Origin of the sequence: Mycobacterium sp. 852002-51152_SCH6134967 (assembly GCF_001667105.1) — a bacterium.
In the GTDB taxonomy this organism is placed as follows: domain Bacteria; phylum Actinomycetota; class Actinomycetes; order Mycobacteriales; family Mycobacteriaceae; genus Mycobacterium; species Mycobacterium neumannii_A.
Window position 1 is genome coordinate 68,303 of record NZ_LZIK01000070.1, and the last position, 19,726, is coordinate 88,028.

Below are 19,726 nucleotides of genomic sequence, written 5' to 3' on the forward strand. Positions count from 1 at the left end.
TTACTGGAAGGTCCAGTATCGCTGCATCAGGAGCGTTTCCCAACAGTTCTGGGAGGAATCGGGATGCAGACCAGGTACGACCTCGCGATCATCGGATCCGGCGGCGGTGCGTTCGCGGCGGCCATTCGTGCGACCTCTCTGGGCAAGTCGGTGGTGATGGTCGAGCGTGGCACGTTCGGCGGCACGTGTGTGAACACCGGCTGCGTGCCGTCGAAGGCACTGATCGCAGCCGCGGAGGCCCGGCACGTGGCCGCGGACGCGCCGACCCGGTTCCCGGGCATCGCCAGCGTCGCGGGCGCGGTGGACATGCCGGCCCTGATCGGCGGAAAGCAGGATCTCGTCGAGGCCCTGCGGGGTGAGAAGTACGTCGACGTCGCCGACTCCTACGGTTGGCAGGTCCGCCGCGGCAACGCCGCGTTCGCCGGCACTCCGGATTCGCCCCTGCTCGAGGTCGCCGCGGCGGATGGCAGCGTCGAGACCATCGAGGCAGCGCAGTACCTGGTGGCCACCGGGTCCCGTCCCTGGGCCCCGCCGATCCAAGGGTTGGAGGAGGCCGGGTACCTGACCTCGACTACGGCGATGGAGTTGACCGAGGTCCCCGACTCGCTGCTGGTGCTCGGTGGTGGCTACGTGGCCCTGGAGCAGGCGCAGCTGTTCGCCCGGCTCGGGTCGACGGTGACCCTGCTGGTTCGGTCCCGGCTCGCGTCGAAGGAGGAGTCGGAGGTCTCCAAGGCGCTGCAGGAGGTCTTCGCCGATGAGGGCATCCGGGTGGTCCGCCGAGCGGTCCCGACCCGCGTGACCCGCGACGCCGCCACCGGCCAGGTGGTGGTGACCGCGGACGTCTCCGGTGGCGCGCAGGAGTTCCGCGCCGACGAGGTTCTGGTCGCTCTCGGCCGCCGACCGGTGACCGACGGGCTCAACCTCGACGCGGTCGAGGTGAAGACTGGCGAGGTCGGCGAGATCGTGGTCACCGACCAGCTGCAGTCCTCCAACCCGCGGATCTGGGCGGCCGGTGACGTGACCGGGCACCCCGAGTTCGTCTATGTCGCCGCCCACCACGGCACCGTGGTCGCCGAGAACGCCTTCACCGACGCCGAGCGGTCGGTGGACTACATGCGGCTGCCCCGGGTCACGTTCACCAGTCCCGCGATCGGCGCAGTCGGGATGACTGAGGCCCAAGTCCTCGCGGCCGGGATCCGCTGCGACTGCCGGGTGCTCCCGCTGGAATACGTGCCGCGAACGCTGGTCAACCGGGACACCCGCGGCTTCATCAAGATGGTCGCCAACGCCGACACCGGCGAGATCCTCGGCCTGACCGCGGTCGCCAAGGACGCCGGCGAACTGGCCGCCGCGGGCGTCCACATCATCGGCAAGACCATCGCCGAGGTCGCCGACGCCTGGGCGCCTTACCTGACCATGACCGAGGGCATCCGGATCGTCGCGAAGGCCTTCACCACCGACGTCTCCAAGCTCTCCTGCTGCGCCTGACCCGCACCCACCCCACTCAACGAAGGAGGCATCCGCGATGTCGGACCTCAGCACCCAACTGCCCCAACGACTCACCCGACCCGAGGAGACCGGCCTTGACGCCGGCCTGCTGATCCCGCTGCTGCGGCTGCTCGTCGACGGCGACCCCGTCACCGTCGAGCAACTCGCCGCGGCTGCGAGCCGCACCCTCGATGACGTACGGCGCGGTCTCGCGGCGGTGCCGGACACCGAGTACGACGATCAGGGCCGGATCATCGGCCAGGGCCTCACCCTGCGCCCCACCCCGCACCGGTTCACCGTGGCCGGTGAGGAGCTCTACACCTGGTGTGCGCTGGACACGCTGATCTTCCCCGCCCTGCTGGACCGCCCGGCAAAGGTGGAGTCGGCCTCCCCGGTCAGCGGCGAGCCGGTTCGGGTCAACGTCGACCCCACAGAAGGTGCAACCAGCGTCGATCCGCCCACCGCGGTGGTGTCGCTGGTGAACCCGGAGCAGATCACCTCGATCCGTTCCTCCTTCTGCAACCAGGTGCACTACTTCACCTCCCCCGAGGACGCCGCGGGCTGGCTGGCCGAGCACCCCGGCGCGGAGGTGGTCCCGGTGGCCGAGGCGTGCCGGATCGGGGCCGCCCTCGCCACCGGCCTGCTCAACCGCCTCCAGGCGCCCGCCGCGGCCGACGACAGCCACAGCTGCTGCTGACCCATACCCACTGAAGGGAATGAGAACACCGATGATGTCCAACCACGACGATCGCCCGGGAGGCAGCGGCCTGCTCCTCGGAGCCGGCGCCGCGCTGCTCATGGTCGCCTGTTGCGCCCTGCTCCCCATCCTCATCGCCGGTGGCGCGATCGCCGGTATCGGCGCGTTCCTCCGCAACCCGTGGGTCATCGGCGCCGGGATCGCCCTGGCGATCCTCGCGCTGATTGCCATCTCCCGCCGCGGCGGCGGCACCGCCGGCCACGGCTGCTGCCCGCCCATGCCCACCAACGAAAACGTCGACCCGAAGGACGAGCAGAACCGATGAGAATCACCCGCCGCCACCACGCCGCGCTCTCGATCGCCGCCGTACTCGCCGCCGGATCGCTGACCCTGACCGCCTGCGGCAACAGTGCCGACCCCGCGACCGCCGGTTCCGGTTCACCCGCCACCGTGACCAGCGTCGATGGCCAGCAGATCAGCCTGCCCGCCAACGGGAAGCCCACCGCGGTGTTCTTCTTCTCCGTCGGGTGCGGCGAATGCGTCAACGGCGTCCGGTCCCTCGGCGAGGCCGCCACCACCGCCGAGAACGCCGGCACCGTGGCAAGCTTCCTCGCCGTCGACATGGACCCCGGCGAATCCAAGGCCCTGATCGGCGGCTTCATGGAGTCCGTCGACGCCGAACACGTACCGGCCGCAATCGACGATGGCGCGGCACTCTCCCGGCGATTCGAGGTGGCCGCTCTGTCCACCCTGATCGTCGTCGACGCCGACGGCACGGTGACCTTCCGCGCCACCGACCCCGACGCCGCGACGATCACCGCCGAACTGGCAAAGGCCGGAGCCTGACCCATGGGCGGACTGCTCACCCTCGCCTTCGCGGCCGGCATGGTCGCGCCCGTGAACCCGTGCGGGTTCGCGCTACTCCCGGCCTGGATCACCCACACCCTCGGCGACACCGATGCCTCAACGGTCCCGGTGCGGCTGCTGCGGGCGCTGCGGGCCGGTCTCGTGTTGGCGGTGGGGTTCGCCGGCACCCTCGCGGCAGCTGGCCTGGTAGTCAGCGCCGGCGCCCGAGGGCTGATTCGCGCCGCGCCGTCGCTTGGCCTGGCCGTCGGCATCCTGCTGGTGGTTCTCGGCCTGTGGATGCTAGCCGGACGCTCGGTCTCGGTGCGGGTGCCTCGGATCCCCGGCCGGGCAGCCGCGGGACTCCCACCCACTGCCCGGATGGCTGCGTTTGGGGTCGGCTACGCGCTGGCTTCGCTGTCGTGCACGTTCGGGGTGATCCTCGCGGTCATCGCGCAGGCGCAGGCCACCTACAGCTATGCCGGGCTCCTGCTCGTCTTCGGTGTCTACGCTGCTGGCTCGGCGACCGTCCTGCTGCTGCTCGCCCTGGCCACCGCCGCGGCAGGCAGCGGACTCACCCCCCACGTCGCGCGATTGGCCCGCCATGGCCCACGGGTCACCGCTGTCGTCCTGCTGCTCACCGGCGCCTATCTGGCCTGGTACTGGTACCCGGCGGCCACCAGCGACGCCCCGGTCGCCGCGGGCCGTGGTGGCGGACTCACTGACGTCTCCGCGGTGGTCTCCAGCTGGATCCAGACACGGGCGACACTCATCGGCGCGCTCGCTGCCGCGTCTGCGCTGGTAGTGCTGGCGCTCGGGGTTCTCCAGCGACGCCGCCGGATCCTTCGGGGGCGCCCGATGACCACGCGGGACAGCACGCAGTGACAGCCCACCGGGTGCGGCGTGCGCACGAAACAGGCTCGGTTGATTGCGTCACCGCGACGCGTTCCCTGACCGGGTCGACGCCAGCCGGTAGGAGTCGGTACCAGTTTCGATGATGTTGCCGCCGAAGGTGAGGCGGTCGACGATGGCCGCGCACAGGCGCGGGTCCGTGAAGGTCTTGGTCCAGCCGGCGAAGCCCTCGTTGGACGCGATTGCCACGCTGTTCTTCTCCTCTCGCTCGGTGAGGACCTGGAAGAGGAGTTCGGCGCCGCGGCGGTCCAGTTCCATGTAGCCGAGCTCGTCAATGCAGAGCAGGTCGACGCGGCCGTAACGAGCGATCGTGCGGGCCAACTGCTTCTCATCGGCTGCTTCTACAAGCTCGTTCACCAGCCTCGTGGCGAGGGTGTACTTTACCCGGAATCCCTTTTCCGCGGCTGCGGTCCCCATGCCGATGAGCAGGTGAGACTTGCCGGTGCCGGAATCCCCGATCAGGCACAGCGGCTGGCCCTTCCGCACCCACTCGCCGGTCGCCAACTGGTGGATGGTGGCGGGGTTGATGTTCGAGTTGGCGTCGAAGTCGAAGTCCGCGAGGAACTTGCTCCGCGGGAACCCGGCGCCGTTCACGCGCCGGATGGTGGACCGACGGTCGCGGTCGTCGCACTCGGCCAGGAGCAGCTCGGCGAGGAATCCGGTGTAGGTCAACTGGTCCTTGTTCGCCGCCGCGACCGCGTCGCCAAGCAGGGCCCGCATGGTCGGGAGCCGGAGCCTCCGGCAGGCCTGGTCGACCGCCGCTACGGCGGCTTCCTCGGTCAGGCCGCGGCGGCGGCGCAAGGTGGTGGTCACGCTGGTGACTGTGCTCATCGGGGTGCTCCGCTCTCATCGGGACTCATCGGGTCGGGGTGGTGGTCGGTGCCGGTGCGGCGGCCGAGCAGTTGCTGGTATTTCTCCATCGACGGCAGCGGCCGGGTGTCGGGCGGGAGGCCGGCGATGACCGCGGCCGGGTCGAGCAGCAGGCGTTCGGTGAGGGACACGACCTTCCGGCTGCGCTTGGCGTCGCCATCTCGTCGTTCGCCATCGCTGGGCTGCGCAACGGGATGACGGTCTGAACTGGCCCCGGTGGGCGCTGCGAGGGTGGTGTGCAGGCGTGCTTCGACCGCGACCACATCAGCTGAGACTGCACCGACGCTCACTGCGGCGAGCAGCCCGGCTTCGACTTCGTCGGCGGCCATGGCGCGGTGCAGTAGGAGCACGTCGATCAGTTCCCGGGTGCCGACCGCATCCCCGAGCCGCCTGCGGGCGTTCGCCCAGAACGCCTCATGCGCAGGCGTGAACGCCCCCGATTCGCGGGCCTGCGCCAACGCGGTGGAGCCTGGCAATGCGCCCGGCTTACCCTTGAGCACCTCGAGGTAGTGGTCGAGGTTCACCGACTGGCCACCCCTTGTGATGACGCGGGCGTGCCGGGCGATCTGGAGTCGGCCGTCGAACACGACGACCTCGGATGCGCGCAAGGAGACGCGGACGCGGCGGTGGATGAACCGCGCCGGGACGGAGTACCGGGCCATGCGGACGGTGATCATCGCGGAGCGGTCGACCATCGGGTTCAGCATCAGCCCGGGGTCGAACCCCTCGACCGGGAGCGGCGCGAGGTTCTCGCGTTCGGTCGCGAAGTCCTCGCCGACGGTCCGGATCCGCGACGAGATCCGTCGGCGGTCGTCGGCGGCGTCCAAGGCACGGACCTTCTCGTTCAGCTCGTCGAGCGAGTCGACGACGGGCATGGGCACGAGGTGCTGGCGGCGGAACCGGCCGACGTCGCCTTCCACACCGCCCTTCTCATGTGCCCCGGCGATGCCCGGCTGGCAGTAGAACGCGTCGAACCCGAAGTGAGAGCGGAACAGCACCCAGCGGTCGTTCTCTACCCGCTCACGACCGCGCGCGTTGACGACCCGGGTGACTGCGGCGGTGAGGTTGTCGTACCGGACGTGCCGGGCGGGGATGCCGCCGATCTCGTTGAACGCGGCGATGTGGCCCTCGAGGAACGCCTCTTGGCCTTGGGTGGCGTAGATCCGGTGCACCGCCTTCCCGGAGTAACTCAACCTGAATGTGAAGAGGAAGACCTTCGTCTTCACCCCGGCCAGGATGACGTAGAGCTCGCCGAAGTCGACTTCTGCTTCTGCGCCTGGCGCGTGCTCCTGGGGGATCATGACTTCGACCCGGCGGCCAGCTTCGAGGCCGATCTGCGTGCGGCGGATGCGGACGTAGTCGCGAACCGTCGAGTACGACACCTCAATGGCGTCGTGTTCCTCGATGAGGCGGACGTGGATCCGGCGGGCGGTGTGCCGTTGCTTCCGCGGCGCCTCAAGGTCGGCGCGGAGCATGTCGTCGATGGCCGACTTGAACGGATCCAACCGGGGCGAGGAACGCACCGGGGTCTTCCGCGGCGGTGGTTCCGCGGACGTGAGGGCCCGGCGAACGGTGCCGCGTCCGACTTGGTGCTTGCGTGCGAGCGCTCGGATCGACATGCCCTCGACCCGGGCGTCCCGACGGATCGCAGCGAACAGTTCCACACGCACCCTCATCCCGAAACCCACTTCCGGTGCCGCGAGGACCGCTGGATGCGGGTCCTCCTGACGCCACGGAAGTGGGTCCAGATCAAGCCGTCACGACGCCACGCCGAAGCCCGGGTGGGTCCCGAATCAGACCGTCACACTGGTCCCGAATCAGACTGTCACCGCCACGACTAGGCGCTGTCCGGGGACCAGATGAATGTCGATTCGGTGAGGCCGCAGAAAGAAGTTGTTGGTGAGATGGTCTGGATCAAGCCGCTTGTTCCGTCTCGGACGTCTCGATGGTGCGAGATGCGAGGAACTGCTGACCGGCTCGCCGTCGCGACTGTGGTTGTGCAGGCGCGCCGGCTACATCGCATCGCGGCAGTGTGGACAGGGTTGGCTCATGGTCGCGCACATGGGGCAGTTGTCCATCGGCATAGGCATCGTCATGCCGTCAGCACAGCACCACATCAGCGGTTCACCGCTGCCGTTGTCGTAGATCACGGCCATTGGCTCTGCTTCGATGACGTCGAAATAGACTTTCCCGCTAGCAGTTTGACCTTGCGCCAACGTTGCGCCCGGGAGTCCTTGCGGGTTGGCGATCTGCCATAGCACCGGCCACCTCTGACCACCAGGGGTGACCGCGTGGAGGTTCGGGATGATTGGCGTCACAGTGCCGGTGACCGCCCGCACTGTAGCAGTGGCTTCCCAGATCTGGCCCCGCGCAGCGTATCCCGGAAGCGCGGCCGTTGATCTCTGCAAACCCGTGACAGTCCACTCCTGCACGATGGCGCCGCCGGCGTCGACAAGTTGCTGAGGCGTCCCGAACTGATGGTGGGCGTGGTCGCGGGCTGAGGCGGGTACCGCCACCGCTGTGGCCACACCCATGAGCGCGGCCAGGACCGCGGTGATGAGCCGGATATGTCGTCGCATCGTAACTCCTTTTCGAAGGTTTGTGCGGTGGTTGACCGCTCAGATCGCGCAAGCAATATGCGGCAGCCTAGGCGATGATCTATGTAGTTAGATAGTAGGTGAGGGCGGCGATGGCTTTGCTATACGATTGTCCTCGGTGTGGCAGCGCCGCCGAACCGGGTAAGCCGTTGTTGCTACTCCGCGAACGGCGCGAGCCGCACAAGAGGTTTGAAGCCGGCGTAGCGCAGGCACCAATGGATGCGTCCATCGGGAACGGCGGCCGCCTCGGCGGCGAAGGCCGTGAGGAGATGGCCTCGAAAGCCCAGCCGGGGATGCCGTCGCAGTACCTGCTCGACCCATGCAGGGTGTAGTTCGTGTAGCCGCACCCCGGCTACGTCGACGAATGCCCCTGCCGAGACGAACCCGGCTGGGTCGGCCAGATTACCGGCCGCGCCTACGGTGATGTGCCCAGAAATGGCGGCGCCGATCGCCGCCGCCCGCTCGGATGAGACACCACGTTGAAGCGCGAACTGCTCGGCGCGCTCGCCGCCGACGACGGCGAAGCAATGGCCGGGTGTCGGTTGCTCGAGATTCAGGTCGTGCAACAGACTGGCGACGTAGACCAATTCGTGGTCGACCGGTGCGTCATCGAGGGCGGCAAGTGCAAGCCCGAACAGAAACGTGCGGTACGAGTGTTGGAGCATATGAGGTGAAAGCTCCTCGCGTGCCTGCTGTTCGGCATCTCTGGCCAGTTGGGAGTCCGGCCACCGCATACGGTCGAGGTCGATGCCCCCAGCGCCGCGCCAACCCAGCGCCACTCGAAGCCGTCCGATCGCGTGGGACACCACGACATGGGCCAGCGGTGTCAGCAGCTGGCGGCGTTGCGCCGACGTCAAAGCGCCGCCGGTGGCCTTAGCCCACGCGTAGTCGAAGCCGGGTGGAGCGGCTGAGCCACCGGCGGCCAGCCCAGGACGGTCGAGGTTCTGGGCGGCCACCCGGCGGTGGGTGATGCTTCGGGCGGTATCAGCGCTCAGGCGTGGCACTGGCATGAGGACGCCTTGTCCGAAGTGATTTCTGCCGTGACCGTGGATTCGCCTGCGCTGTTGGGCCGCCAGTCGAAGGGAAAATGCTTGCTCGAACCGCCGCGGTGATCGTGGGACCAGTCAAAGCCCACAGCGTGGTCTCGCTCTACAACCCCCCAGGTTGCGATTTGGCCGGGCCCGACTTCGGCACCAGGCGCGTTGGCGGTGGTCACACGGCGATCAGGGTCCGAGGTCGGTCCCGTCAACGCAGCCACACGTAGGTCGACCTTTCCCGGGATTTCGGCGCGCCAGAAGGCGAGGTCATCGGCTGCCTCGAACGTAATGGGTGCGTACTCAATGGCCCGAAGATCTTCAATGAGACTGGCGAATTCGGCCGGCCAGCCGCCCTCCTTGCCGGTGAAAATCCGCTCCAAGGCATCGCGCTGGGCGGTGTCGGCGCTGGAGTCGATATAGAACATCAACCTCATCATGGCGTCGGGGTCGCCGACCCACATATTGCCGGTGAACTCGCCGAGCGAAACCACGTTCAAACCGGTGAGGTCCACCCCGCCGAAGTGCCCCTCTCGGATATGCCAAACCAATGTGAAAAGGCAGTCGCCGTGGGTTGGTTCCTGTGCGAAGCTGCACGGGCAGGGGAGCTTGCAGCTGCATACGTCGAACCAGTCACCACGAAGATGCCAGTCAACCGTGGCCGATGTTGTAGTCATCAGAACTCCTTCCCATATACCCCCGGGGGGTAATGCCCGGGACGACGAAAGGGTAGCTCTCCGGCCGCCTCCCCGCAAGTACCCCCTGGGGGTATTGACGAGGTACCTTCGACCTCGTCGTCCGTGGCTTGTCTGATCATGGTGAATGGCCGACAGGTCACCATTGGGCAGCTCTATGGCATCGGCTACTCAAGGGCCTGCCATTGGCAGCGTCGAGTCAAAATCCTCTTCGTTCGTGTTCGCGGTGGCCCTACGCACTCGCCTTAAGGCCCTAGGGTGAACGTGCTGTTGGCCATGGGCGCCGCAAAGGGTCGTTGCCTTGTCAGAGCCTTCACTTGGATTTGGCGGGTTGGCCCCATGCCAACGGCTTCTGCTGGTTGACAGTGGGCGACTGAGGCGGCGACGCCAGCTAGGGGTGGGGTCGACGCCCCAGCCGCAGTCAAATACTATCAAAGTCCGTAGATGTGCAATGTTCTTCGCGTGCGACGGACGGCGGTTCGGCCATTACGTCGCCAATCTCAGCAGTAAGCCCTTGTATACGACAAACCCGTGCGGGGCAGCCCAAAGTCGCTGAGGCGAGCCGCTTCCGGTTCTAAGTGAACGTTCACCCGCACCGGTGCTGCCCTTCGCGTCGCTTAGGCCACTTCAGGCCACGAGTCGCCCTGGGGACCAGTGAGGCCCGGCCGCCAACTACGCGCAACAACCGATGAGTCAGTGCGGTTTCCGCGATTCGGCGACCGCCTTTCGATGGGAATCTCAGATCTTCGATTGGGTCGCGGTCAGATCTCGAGCGGCATCTGTCCGCTCGCCCTACGAAGGGTTTCAGGATGTACGAGGCGACGTTTCACAGACACCAACCAGGATGGAATCGAGGCGGCTCGGTTTCGGTAAGACGCAGCGCTTGCGTTCCTCGGCCGACCGCCACTTGACCGACATTAAGCACTAGGGAATTCTTCGCATCCACTTGAGTGTGCGATGTTGGTTGCTCGAGGTGGCGACCCGATACAAGGCCGGATCAGCATGCATTCGCGGTCCCCGCGTCGCTTCCGCCAACTTCGCATGTGGGCACTCACTCGATTTGCTGGAGCTAGCATCAACCGGTAAGCCGTCGACGTGGAGCGTTCCGGCCGACATTCCCCATGTGATCAATACCTGCGGTGGCATATGTCGGCTGTTATCGTTCTCGGGACCTAATACGTACTGAGCTTGATCAGTACTTGAGCTGGGCGCTGCAAGTTCGGGCGGTTCGAGGTGTGCCGCGATGGCCGTCTTGTGTTGACCAGTCAGCTGAGGGCCTGTGAGCCCGCGGACATGGAGGTGCCGTGCTTAGATACCTGCTACGTATTGTCGGAGCTTTCTCGGTCAGTGCGGTGGTGGCTGTGCTTGTAAGTCCCTCTGCCGCCGCTCATATCGATGCCTATCTCGATGGGGCTGGGCCGGGAGAGTTCGGACTCATCACGTTGCGAGTGCCGACAGAGTCCGGTACTGCGGCCACCACAAAGGTGGAAGTGCGCATTCCCGACGACGTGCAGTTGCGGACCGTGCTGGTGCAGCCGGTGCCGGGCTGGCAAGTCGCGTCCACGAAGCGAAAGATCGACCCGCCCCTCTATAAAGACGATGGCACGCCGGTGCATGAGGTGGTCAGTTCGGTGACCTGGACGGCGACCGGTCCCGGGATTCTTCCGGGGCAGTTCGTCGAGTTCGGCCTGGATGCCGGCCCGATGCCGGAGTCCGCCACCTTGGCACTGCCCACCGTTCAGACCTTCTCCGATGGCACAGCCGACGAGTGGACGCAGCCGGCGCCTGAGGGTAGCGATCCGGAGTTTCCGGCCCCGAGTGTGACCATCGGAGCAGCGCCGGCCGCGGCGAGTGGGGGCGGCGATCTGCTTCCCGTCATTGCATGGACGGCGCTAGGCTTGTCCGTTGTCGCACTCGCACTCGGAGTGTTTGCGATCGACCGGGCCGCTCGACGATCGGCTGCGCCGAATGCGGCGACATCCGAGGCGTCTTCTGCAGCGAGTGAACCGTCCACCACCTGATGCAGGCAAACCACAGCAGCTAATCCAGGTGAATCACGACAGGACTGAATTTTTCATATGAAGCACAGTGTTCTGCTGACTGCGGCGGTTGGGGCTGTGATCGTTGCTCTGACGGCATGCGGGTCAAATCAGTCGGCCTCGCCCTTACCCGCAGGGTCTCCCTCCTTTCGTGGCCCGACAGGGGCTGTCACGACATCTTCACCCGGTGCGCTGGCCGGAACGGTCATCGGGGTCACGATCGCCGAGGGGGTGGTCACACCTGTCAACGCCCAAGCCGAGGCTGTGGTCGGTCAACCGATCGTGCTCGAGGTCAGCAGTGATGCCGTCGACAGCATCCATGTCCACTCGGTTCCGGAACGCACCTTCGACGTGGAAGCACGCCCGGGTCAGCGATTCGAGTTCATGGTCGGAGTTCCTGGGCGTGTCGATGTGGAGCTGCACGAGCTGCACCGCACGGTCGTCACAATCGAAGTCAAGCCTTGATGCCCGAGACCGCTGTGACGTTCCTAGCGCACGGTGTAGGTGGATCGACGGATCTGCCGGTGCCCCTGTCGTACGCACTAATTGCGGGCGTGTGGGCGTTGGTGTTCACGTTCGCTGTGGTGATCGTCGCGTGGAGAACTCCGCGATTTGACCCGGCCAAGCCGGGCAGCGTCTTACCGGCGTGGGTATCGAGAACCGTTGATAATCCGGTCGTCCGGTGGATCGTCGCGGCGGCTGCCCTCGTCTTCACAGTGTGGGTCGCGGTGGCGGCGATATGGGGGCCACAAGATAGCAGCAACGCGCTTCCAGGCACGTTCTATGTGCTGTTGTGGGTGGGTTTGGTCGCTGTATCGATTGTCGTCGGCCCGATTTGGCGGTTGATCTCGCCCGTGCGCACTGTGTGGCGGCTCGTCAGCATCGGCTCTCGCCGCCGGGTCACCAGCGATGCTCGCCGAGGGTATCCGTCCGGCATGGGCTACTGGCCAGCAGTGCTGGGCCTGTTCGCCTTTGTGTGGTTGGAGTTGGCGAGCCCCGACCCTGGCTCGCTGACAGCGATCAAGACTTGGATTCTCGCCTATGTCGTCGTGATGTTCTTGGGCGCAGCAGTTTTCGGTTCGACGTGGTTCGCGCGGGCCGACCCCTTTGAGGTGTACAGTGTGACGGTCTCGCGGCTGGCGCCGTTTCGGCGAGACCCTGCGACCGGTCGCCTAGTGGTGGGGAATCCGCTCGATCATCTGCCGACCATGCCGGTGCGTCCGGGCACGGTCGCCGTGATGGCGGTGCTGCTGGGCTCCACCGCTTTCGACAGCTTCTCGCAGTCACAGACTTTCCGAAATTTCGTCGACAATAATGCCGCGGCCATCCCACTCGTGGCGGAGTCGACGGGGGGCGCGGTGTTGCGCACCCTGGGTCTGTTGCTCTTCGTCTTCGTTGTAGGAGGGACGTTTACGGTTGCTGCCCGTGCAACCGGTGGTGTGAGCCGTGAGCAGCGCCGCGAGTTACCGGGCCGACTCGCTCACTGTCTGATCCCAATTGTGGTGGGATACATCTTCGCGCACTACCTCTCGTACCTGGTGGAGCGTGGCCAGGAGACGATCGTGCGGTTGGCAGATCCGTTGGGCAGAGGCTGGCATTTGCTGGGGCTGGATTCCGAAGATGTGCAGTACTTTCTTTCGCTGAATCCCACGGTGCTGTGGACTATCAAGGTGTCGTGCGTTGTCATCGGGCATGTGGTCGCCGTGGTTTCCGCTCACGATCAGGCGTTGCGTGCGCTGCCTGTGGGCCATCAACTGACCGGACAGCTCGCGATGATGGCCACGATGGTCGCCTACACCTTGACCGGCTTGTTCCTGTTGTTCGGTGGGTGACCGTGCAGGATCCACCTTTGCGGCGCGCTATCTCGGGCCGCGCACCGGGCAACTGACAACACCCAACATTGACAGCTTCACCTCGTTGGCTGGCAAGCTGTCGCCGTAACTCATTACCGACCTGGCGCCTCCATCACACTTCCTGTCATCAGAGCCCCAATCCCCCATGATCTAGAAGAAGATTGACGATGGTCCGACGATGACAGAACTGACCTACATCGGCTCCGACGGGTGGCGGCTCCACGCGGCTGGCATGGGCGAGGGACCACTTCTGATCATGCTGCACGGCGGGGGTCCTGATCACCACAGCATGCAGCCCCTGGCCGAGCAGCTGACCGACCGCTATCGCGTCGTGCTGCCCGACATCCGGGGCTACGGGCGCTCCATCTGCGCGGACCAGGAACGCCACACATGGGATCAGTACGTGCAGGACGTCATCTCGCTCATGAATGCCGTCGACGTGGAAACGGCGGGACTCATCGGTGCGGGCCTAGGAGGCACCATTGCGCTTCGGGCCTGTGCCAAGCATCCCGACCGGATCTGGTGCACTGTGGTGATCAGTCCGGAAGACATTGAGGACGACGAAGCAAAGGCTACCGAAACGGCGATGATGGACGAGTTCGCCGACCGCGTCCGCGCCCACGGCATCGAAGCCGGATGGGAACTGTACCTGCCGCATTTGCAGCCGCTCATCGCCAATCTCGTCCGCGATGCGATCCCGCGAGCCCATGCAGCCAGCGTCGCAGCCGCAGCGGCAATCGGCCACGATCGAGCATTCCAGTCGCCCGACGAACTCGCGGCCATCACAACGCCCGTGCTGATCATCCCAGGCGACGATGACCGGCACCCGGTCGCGCTTGCTCACCTCATCAGCAAGCTGATCCCAAATGCGCGCATGGCACCTGTCAGGATGTCCCGGGCCCTGAGCACAGCCGATGACATGGGGCAGGCGTTCGCCCCCCCATCCACGACTTCCTTCAAAACCTATCGGGCTCACGTTGATCCGCTGTCGGCTCTTCGTGCCAATCGATGCAGCCAGGGGGCAACGAATTGGGGAAGGACATGTACCCCTAATCAGCTCTTCTCTGTGACCAATCCGTGGATTGCTAGTCCAATCACGCTGCGGCGAGCAGCTTCTGGCCCGAGACAGTGACCGCGACGGTCCTGTTCAACATGGTCGGCTGGGGATATATTCACCTGCGTGCCAGTCACCATTGGGACCCGTCGTCTCTGGCGATCCAGGCGGGCGGTTCCGGTCAGCAGAGCGGCGACGATGAACAGTGCGAACGCTGCGGATCGGCAGCGGGCTAAGATGCCAACTCCTTGTGGCGGCGAGGCACGGACGCGACCAGATTCACCGCAGCCTCTGCGGCTCGACAGCGACGGTTGACTTCGCGGTCAGGGCAGACATCTGCCTTTACTGCAATCACGCATGTTCGGACTGTCAGCGGCTTCGCCATGCGTGCAGCCGGCCGACTACTTACTATGGCGAGTAGTACTGCACCGGTGCATACCTTCGACCATTGCGCCGAGATGCCTAATCTCGACATTGGCCATTAGAGGTCCGACAAATCCAACTCTTGTCGCTAACGGGTCGCTCACTTGCTGCGATAACCAGATTGCGCGGCGTGGCAACCGCGGCGGAGATCTGGCGGGGTTGCGACTCCTCCCCCCCGCCAGATCGCCGGCTTCAAAGGCGGCCAACGCGTCTCGATCTGCCGCTCGGCCGCGCGCGGAGCCGCATACTGGATCTAGTCGCTGGTCTTGCAGTTCCGATGCAGAGCATGTCATCGGCGACAAGTTGTAGTCGGCCGCTAGCTCGGAGAAGGTCGGTCGTGGCACATGAACTGGCAACGCCACGTCGAGGGACGAGGCTGGAGTGAGGCATGGTGCGTCGTTGGACGTGCTCAGGTATCGGATCACGCCCGGGGTTGGCGTATGCGCCCGGCGACCGATTCGCTTCTGAGCCGGCCACTCAGCCTTTGGCTGCTCGCTTCCTGGGTCGTCGTAGCGCGGCGCGTAGGCGCGCCGACTCCTGGGGGCCGATCTGTTCAAGGAAGTAACTGAGCACCAGGTCTGGTTGGCCGCCGGAGTTCAAGGCTTGCCGCATGAGGCTTGCGCTGTGTTGCTCCCGAGTCAAGGTTGGCCAATACCGGTAGGCCTTGCCGTCACGCTCGCGAGCCAGGTAGCCCTTGCTATGCAAGTTGTCCATCGTGGACATCACTGTGGTGTAGGCGATGTCGCGTTCTGCGGCTAGTTCCTCGAAAATTTCTCGCACCGTCGTGGTCGTCTCGGGTCCACGGTTCCAGATGCGCTCCATGATGACGGCTTCGAGTTCGCCGAATCCGCGTGCGCGCACCGTTGGCCTCCCGGCTGTCCCTGTCGAGCCTGTGTCACGCATGGTGCGCCCCTTCGGCGGAATGCGTATGTCTACGTACTCACAGCGTAATGCCGTTTTATCCGGTGCGGAGACCGAGGGCCAATTCGAAGGCTCAACGTCCGCGGCGGCATGGGCGCGGGTCCGAAACCTCCCCTGGTAAGCGAGACGGTTCGAGGATCTCCCCGGTCAACGAGACCTAGTGGGCAGACCATGCTGCCCGCTGACGTCTCGCCGAGATTATGGAACCACCGACCGTACCGAACCGGGTGGAGCTGACGCCGGCTTCTTCCTCTGTCGGGAACGCGATGCCGATGCCACCGCGCCGATCGCGGCGCGGTGGTGCGATTAGCGCGGGATTATCCGGACGCGTCGGTCAACATTCAGCTCACTTCGACGACTACGACCGCTGTAGCGAAGAAAGTATCAGTGACACAGAAATTTGACGTGACCTGCTCAGCTGGCGGCCGCGGGGTGGCGCAACTGCGCCTGCGTCCCGATCTCGTCTTTATCCTGGAACGTCATCATCGGGCACCTCGGGCGCGCACAGCATGAACACGACGAACTTGTTCGCGATGGCAGGTGCACAGGTTGGCCGGCTGGTCGTGCTCTTCGTCAAAGCCAGGTTTCCAGGCTGTCTCCACGGCCGTGACCGGATACGGCTCTCGCCTTCGAGCTCGAGCAGGATCTCGGCTTCGTGCGCTCCTTTCCGGAGGGCGAACTGACGGTCAGCATTCCCTTGCTTTCAGATACCCCTTCGGGGTATGTCTAGAGGGCGTCACCAATCATTGCGTGTCGCGGCTCGGACATCGCGAACCCCGGAGGTGCGTATGTATGCCGGGTTGACGGGGGTCTTGCTGGTCGCCGTCAGTGGGGTGGCCAGTCTCTACGCTGCCCACCGATTTACGGCCGTGTCGTCTAGACCGCTGGTCTCGCTGCCCTTCCAGTCTGGATGGCTACCCGAGGAGCACGCGTTGTCGCGCTATCACGTCCGCTGGTACTTGGCCACGCTAGTGTTCCTGGCCTTCGACGTCGAAATGCTGTTCATGTATCCCTGGGCGGTCGTCGTCGTCGAGATGGGCGCCACCGCGGTCATCGAGATGTTTCTGTTTCTGGCCGCGCTGCTCGTCGCGGTCGCCTGGGCATGGCGAGAGGGTGCGCTGCGGTGGACCTGAATCGATGGCTGGCCAAGTACGCCGCCCGGCGTCCGCATGTGTTCATCGCCGAGCTGCCAGGCAATTGGGCGCTTCGCGCCGCAACACAGAACCTGATCGCTGCGCGCGGATGGCGGCAAGCCGTCTCACCGGCCGGCGCCGACGTGTTGGCGGTCTGTGGAACCGCAGTCGACGATGAATTCGCCGACCTCATCGATCGCCTCTGGGACCAGCTGCCAGGCCCCCGCGCTCGGGTCGTCATCCGAGATCTGTCGGCGACGCGCTCGCAACTGGACCGCGCGGCCGGCGTCCTTGTCGACACCAAGTGGCAGCGCACAGATGCCCGCGACCGAATACAGTCCGCCGCACCGATGCCTCAGCACGACGCCGGCGCCGAAGGTCACCACATGCCCCACAGCGCCGCCGGGCACGGCCGCCCGGCCGACAGTGCCCCCTCCGAAACAGCCCACGGCGGCCACGATGCGAACGGAGACGACGGCAGCGACGACCACGCAACCCATCACCACAAAGGGCAAGGTGACGCTTCACCGCACGGCGGCTCAGATCTTCACCATCCCGAGGAGAACAGCCACGAGCCGGCTGACCACAGCGCACACCAGCACCACGACCGCGGCGCACACGGTGACCCCGGCGAGGATGGTCATCACGATATGGGCCACAGCGGTCACCACATGGACCACGGCGATATGGAAATGGCTCCGGCGGGAATCGCGTTGGCCCAGGGCGGTGAAGACCGCGACGGCTTGGAGATGGACGAGCTGCACGTGCGGCTGGGTCCGTTCCTCGCGTACTGGCCAGCCGGGCTGGTGCTGCGCTGCGCGCTGCAGGGCGATGTCATCACTGCGGCTCAGCCTCAGATGATGGGCGCCGCCTCCAACGAACAACCGCAGCCGCTACTGAGCAGCTGGATGCAGGCAGCCCGCCACACCGACCATATCGTCGACCTCTTGGTACTGGCCGGCTGGCCTCGCGCGGCGGGGCGCGCACGACGGCTACGCGAGGTGCTGCTGGGTGACACCGTCGACAGCCGCGCCGCCCGCCAGCAGGCCGACGCGTTGGCCACCGTGGTGCGCCGCTCCCGGGTGCTGCGGTGGGCGCTGCGCGATCTCGCCCCAATCGCGGTCGATGACATCGACCGATATGGAATGCCCGCGGCTCTGGCCGGAGATACCTACGATCGGCTGCTCACAAGGCTCGACGTGGTGCAACGTGCGGTTAGAGACGAGGCCGATGCGCCCCAGTTGCACGTGCCCCACGGCGCCGTGAAGGACATACTGCCCGATCTGGTCGAGGGTTTAGACGTGGCCACGGCACGGCTGGTGGTCGCCGGTTTAGGTATCGAGCTGTCACCCTCGGAGCGGGGTCAGCATGCCTGAGGTGACGACAGTCAGTGGCGTGTGGGCGCTGGCGGCCGCTGCCCTGTTGGCCGTGCTCGTCCTGTTCGCGGCGAGCCTGGACAGCACTCTTTCCGCACGAGCCGACGGCGCGAGCGGCGCGGTGGCCGCACCGCTGTTTGAGGCGGCCCGCCTGATGCGTCAGCGTCGCCGGACCCTGGTGGCTGCCGACACGCTGCTGTGGCGCATCGGGTGCGCCGGCCCGATCGTGGTCGCTCTGCTGATGATTGTGGTTGTGCCGCTGGGCCGTTGGACGCTGCTGGATATCGAGGTCGGCGTGGTGTGGTTCAACGCCATGGATGTGATGATGTGGGCGCTGGTGTGGCTGGCCGGCTGGGGCCCTAATTCGGTGCACGCATTGATCGGTGGCTATCGGTTCCTCGCCCACGCGTTGGGCTATGAGTTGCCGTTGATGTTCGCCCTGGTCGCGCCCGCCGTAGCGGCGGGTAGCCTGCGGGTTGGTGACGTGGCGAACGCCCAGCACGGCGTGTGGTTCGTGGTGTGGATGCCCGTCGCATTCGTGGTGTATTGCCTTGGGGTGGTCGCTTTTTCGGTAGGGGGCCCCTTCGCGCCGGCGCTGGGGGCCGACATCGCCGGTGGCGTGACCTCCGAGCTGTCGGGCGTAGACCGGCTGCTGTTTCAGGCAGGCCGCTATGCGCTGTTGGCCGCGGGCGCGGCGTTCGCCGTGCCGATGTTTCTCGGCGGCGGTGCTGGTCCGCTGCTGCCGGACTGGATGTGGTCAGTTGTGAAAACCCTTGCGCTGCTGAGCGTCTTGGTATGGCTGCGCCGAACAATTCCAGCACTGCGACCCGACAAGTTCATGGAGGTCGGCTGGGTCGTGTTGTTGCCAGCCGTTTTGGCCCAAGACCTAGTGGTGGCGCTCATCGCCATCTGGAGGAGTTGACACACCATGATTGTTCATATCGTGTTCTGGCTGCTCGCGGTCATCGCCGTCGCTGCCGGTGCCGCGGTGTTCTGGGTCAATTCGATGGCGCGCGCAACATATGCGCTGGCGAGTTCGTTCATTGCGGTCGGTGTCGCAGTTGTGCTGCTGCAGCAGAACTACATCGGCGTGGTCACCATCTTGATGATGGTGATGGAGATGGCGGTGATGGCGGTCTACATGGTCATGTTCATGGGCATGAACCCGGCGCTGATGCCGATGAGCATGGTTCACGACAACCGCCGCGCACTAGTCGCTGCCGGGGCCACCTTTGTCTTCCTGGCTTCGGGGATTGCGCTGATCGACTGGCCCGCCCGGCAGGGCCAGCCGCCGCCGGACGTCACCATGGCACTGGGCGAGGCGTTGATGGGCCCGCACATGCTGACCATGGTGGTGATCAGCCCGGTGATGGTCGCCACGATCGTCGCCGGGGTGGTGTTGGCGGCCGCCCGTACTCGTTATGACCGTTTCGGTGACGATCTCAAACGCCGGCCCGCACGTGACCCGCAGCCCGGGGGAGTCGATCGATGACCTTGCAGACGGTGTTATTGGTAGCGGCAGCGATTTTTAGCGTCGGGCTCTACGGTGCGCTGTCTCAGCAAGTTGTGGTGATGGTGATGATGGGCCTGGAGTTGATGATCAACGCGATCATCCTTGCCGCCGCCGGGTTTTGGTGGTTCGTGATGCCCGCACCCAGCGGCCAGGTGCTGCTGCTGGTGGTCATCGCCGCCATGACGGTGGAGATGGCGATGGGGTTCGCGGTGGCCACGGCGCTGCACCGCGAGCGTCGTGTTGACATGACCGACATGGCAAGCGACCTTTCCCGATGA

Annotated in this window: 20 protein-coding genes; 14 read left to right on the forward strand and 6 right to left on the reverse strand. The window is 65.7% G+C overall.

Annotated features, from left to right (window positions below; genetic code table 11):
• Window positions 1-63 precede the first annotated feature (63 nt).
• The 5 genes from merA to A5790_RS23695 are packed head-to-tail and all read left to right on the forward strand — an operon-like array spanning window position 64 to window position 3,913.
• Window positions 64-1,488, forward strand: a complete 1,425-nt coding sequence (merA, locus tag A5790_RS23675) for a mercury(II) reductase (protein WP_006246583.1) — start codon at window positions 64-66, stop codon at window positions 1,486-1,488.
• Between the two features lie 37 nt (window positions 1,489-1,525).
• The gene (gene merB, locus A5790_RS23680) at window positions 1,526-2,185 is read left to right on the forward strand and encodes an organomercurial lyase MerB (RefSeq protein WP_006246582.1); all 660 of its coding nucleotides are present in this window, start codon (window positions 1,526-1,528) and stop codon (window positions 2,183-2,185) included.
• Window positions 2,186-2,216: 31 nt separating this feature from the next.
• The gene (locus tag A5790_RS23685) at window positions 2,217-2,510 is read left to right on the forward strand and encodes a hypothetical protein (RefSeq protein WP_006246581.1); all 294 of its coding nucleotides are present in this window, start codon (window positions 2,217-2,219) and stop codon (window positions 2,508-2,510) included.
• Window positions 2,507-3,031 (forward strand): redoxin family protein, encoded by a 525-nt coding sequence (locus A5790_RS23690; protein WP_064412552.1) that lies wholly within the window; start codon window positions 2,507-2,509, stop codon window positions 3,029-3,031. The genes A5790_RS23685 and A5790_RS23690 overlap by 4 nt, the downstream gene beginning before the upstream one ends.
• Window positions 3,032-3,034: 3 nt before the next feature.
• Window positions 3,035-3,913, forward strand: a complete 879-nt coding sequence (locus A5790_RS23695; protein WP_082961868.1) for a cytochrome c biogenesis CcdA family protein — start codon at window positions 3,035-3,037, stop codon at window positions 3,911-3,913.
• Window positions 3,914-3,961: 48 nt separating this feature from the next.
• Here the strand turns inward: A5790_RS23695 and istB are convergent, their stop codons facing one another.
• From istB to A5790_RS23720, 5 genes are all read right to left on the reverse strand, one after another.
• The gene (istB, locus tag A5790_RS23700) at window positions 3,962-4,771 is read right to left on the reverse strand and encodes an IS21-like element helper ATPase IstB (protein WP_006246577.1); all 810 of its coding nucleotides are present in this window, start codon (window positions 4,769-4,771) and stop codon (window positions 3,962-3,964) included.
• Window positions 4,768-6,486 carry an IS21 family transposase gene (gene istA, locus A5790_RS23705; RefSeq protein WP_008720624.1) on the reverse strand — a complete coding sequence of 573 codons (1,719 nt, stop codon included), beginning with the start codon at window positions 6,484-6,486 and terminating at the stop codon, window positions 4,768-4,770. Before istA ends, istB begins: the two co-directional genes overlap by 4 nt.
• A gap of 336 nt (window positions 6,487-6,822) precedes the next feature.
• Window positions 6,823-7,389, reverse strand: a complete 567-nt coding sequence (locus tag A5790_RS23710; protein ID WP_064412551.1) for an MPT63 family protein — start codon at window positions 7,387-7,389, stop codon at window positions 6,823-6,825.
• Window positions 7,390-7,562: 173 nt separating this feature from the next.
• Complete coding sequence (locus A5790_RS23715; RefSeq protein ID WP_231987877.1) at window positions 7,563-8,417, reverse strand: phosphohydrolase; 855 nt, start codon at window positions 8,415-8,417, stop codon at window positions 7,563-7,565.
• Window positions 8,399-9,118, reverse strand: a complete 720-nt coding sequence (locus A5790_RS23720; RefSeq protein ID WP_064412550.1) for a DUF1326 domain-containing protein — start codon at window positions 9,116-9,118, stop codon at window positions 8,399-8,401. The genes A5790_RS23715 and A5790_RS23720 overlap by 19 nt, the downstream gene beginning before the upstream one ends.
• A gap of 1,379 nt (window positions 9,119-10,497) precedes the next feature.
• On the opposite strand from A5790_RS23720, the gene A5790_RS23725 reads away from it, so the two are divergent.
• The 4 genes from A5790_RS23725 (at window position 10,498) to A5790_RS23740 (ending at window position 14,160) form a co-directional block, all read left to right on the forward strand.
• A complete protein-coding gene (locus A5790_RS23725; RefSeq protein WP_197696875.1) occupies window positions 10,498-11,157 on the forward strand; it encodes a YcnI family protein in 660 nt (219 codons plus the stop codon).
• Between the two features lie 249 nt (window positions 11,158-11,406).
• Window positions 11,407-11,640 carry a hypothetical protein gene (locus A5790_RS26325; protein WP_231987878.1) on the forward strand — a complete coding sequence of 78 codons (234 nt, stop codon included), beginning with the start codon at window positions 11,407-11,409 and terminating at the stop codon, window positions 11,638-11,640.
• On the forward strand, window positions 11,637-13,007 hold the full coding sequence (locus A5790_RS23735; RefSeq protein ID WP_369829812.1) for a hypothetical protein: 1,371 nt from the start codon (window positions 11,637-11,639) through the stop codon (window positions 13,005-13,007). Before A5790_RS26325 ends, A5790_RS23735 begins: the two co-directional genes overlap by 4 nt.
• Before the next feature lie 199 nt (window positions 13,008-13,206).
• Window positions 13,207-14,160 carry an alpha/beta fold hydrolase gene (locus A5790_RS23740; RefSeq protein ID WP_066850048.1) on the forward strand — a complete coding sequence of 318 codons (954 nt, stop codon included), beginning with the start codon at window positions 13,207-13,209 and terminating at the stop codon, window positions 14,158-14,160.
• Between the two features lie 822 nt (window positions 14,161-14,982).
• Here A5790_RS23740 and A5790_RS23745 read toward each other — a convergent pair.
• Window positions 14,983-15,408, reverse strand: a complete 426-nt coding sequence (locus A5790_RS23745; protein WP_369829813.1) for a BlaI/MecI/CopY family transcriptional regulator — start codon at window positions 15,406-15,408, stop codon at window positions 14,983-14,985.
• 806 nt (window positions 15,409-16,214) lie between these two features.
• Between A5790_RS23745 and A5790_RS23750 the strand changes: the two genes are divergently transcribed.
• The 5 genes from A5790_RS23750 to A5790_RS23770 are packed head-to-tail and all read left to right on the forward strand — an operon-like array spanning window position 16,215 to window position 19,726.
• A complete protein-coding gene (locus A5790_RS23750) occupies window positions 16,215-16,559 on the forward strand; it encodes an NADH-quinone oxidoreductase subunit A (protein ID WP_064412545.1) in 345 nt (114 codons plus the stop codon).
• Window positions 16,550-17,935 (forward strand): hypothetical protein, encoded by a 1,386-nt coding sequence (locus tag A5790_RS26330; RefSeq protein ID WP_231987879.1) that lies wholly within the window; start codon window positions 16,550-16,552, stop codon window positions 17,933-17,935. The genes A5790_RS23750 and A5790_RS26330 overlap by 10 nt, the downstream gene beginning before the upstream one ends.
• Window positions 17,928-18,857: a complex I subunit 1 family protein gene (locus tag A5790_RS23760; protein WP_064412544.1), complete on the forward strand. Its 930-nt coding sequence runs from the start codon at window positions 17,928-17,930 to the stop codon at window positions 18,855-18,857. Before A5790_RS26330 ends, A5790_RS23760 begins: the two co-directional genes overlap by 8 nt.
• 6 nt (window positions 18,858-18,863) lie before the next feature.
• Window positions 18,864-19,427, forward strand: coding sequence for an NADH-quinone oxidoreductase subunit J (locus tag A5790_RS23765; RefSeq protein WP_064412543.1), 564 nt, complete (start codon window positions 18,864-18,866; stop codon window positions 19,425-19,427).
• Entirely contained in the window at window positions 19,424-19,726 is a 303-nt protein-coding gene (locus A5790_RS23770) for an NADH-quinone oxidoreductase subunit K (RefSeq protein WP_064412542.1), read from the forward strand. Before A5790_RS23765 ends, A5790_RS23770 begins: the two co-directional genes overlap by 4 nt.

Bases quoted from the DNA above. Each gene is read 5' to 3' on its own strand.
- A5790_RS23760 (WP_064412544.1), top strand. From the start codon at position 17,928: ATGCCTGAGGTGACGACAGTCAGTGGCGTGTGGGCGCTGGCGGCCGCT.
- A5790_RS23690 (WP_064412552.1), top strand. From the start codon at position 2,507: ATGAGAATCACCCGCCGCCACCACGCCGCGCTCTCGATCGCCGCCGTA.
- A5790_RS23685 (WP_006246581.1), top strand. From the start codon at position 2,217: ATGATGTCCAACCACGACGATCGCCCGGGAGGCAGCGGCCTGCTCCTC.
- istB (WP_006246577.1), bottom strand. From the start codon at position 4,771: ATGAGCACAGTCACCAGCGTGACCACCACCTTGCGCCGCCGCCGCGGC.
- A5790_RS23695 (WP_082961868.1), top strand. From the start codon at position 3,035: ATGGGCGGACTGCTCACCCTCGCCTTCGCGGCCGGCATGGTCGCGCCC.
- merA (WP_006246583.1), top strand. From the start codon at position 64: ATGCAGACCAGGTACGACCTCGCGATCATCGGATCCGGCGGCGGTGCG.
- A5790_RS23710 (WP_064412551.1), bottom strand. From the start codon at position 7,389: ATGCGACGACATATCCGGCTCATCACCGCGGTCCTGGCCGCGCTCATG.
- A5790_RS23750 (WP_064412545.1), top strand. From the start codon at position 16,215: ATGTATGCCGGGTTGACGGGGGTCTTGCTGGTCGCCGTCAGTGGGGTG.
- A5790_RS23745 (WP_369829813.1), bottom strand. From the start codon at position 15,408: ATGCGTGACACAGGCTCGACAGGGACAGCCGGGAGGCCAACGGTGCGC.
- A5790_RS23720 (WP_064412550.1), bottom strand. From the start codon at position 9,118: ATGACTACAACATCGGCCACGGTTGACTGGCATCTTCGTGGTGACTGG.
- A5790_RS23740 (WP_066850048.1), top strand. From the start codon at position 13,207: ATGACAGAACTGACCTACATCGGCTCCGACGGGTGGCGGCTCCACGCG.
- istA (WP_008720624.1), bottom strand. From the start codon at position 6,486: ATGAGGGTGCGTGTGGAACTGTTCGCTGCGATCCGTCGGGACGCCCGG.
- A5790_RS23715 (WP_231987877.1), bottom strand. From the start codon at position 8,417: ATGCCAGTGCCACGCCTGAGCGCTGATACCGCCCGAAGCATCACCCAC.
- A5790_RS23770 (WP_064412542.1), top strand. From the start codon at position 19,424: ATGACCTTGCAGACGGTGTTATTGGTAGCGGCAGCGATTTTTAGCGTC.
- A5790_RS23765 (WP_064412543.1), top strand. From the start codon at position 18,864: ATGATTGTTCATATCGTGTTCTGGCTGCTCGCGGTCATCGCCGTCGCT.
- merB (WP_006246582.1), top strand. From the start codon at position 1,526: ATGTCGGACCTCAGCACCCAACTGCCCCAACGACTCACCCGACCCGAG.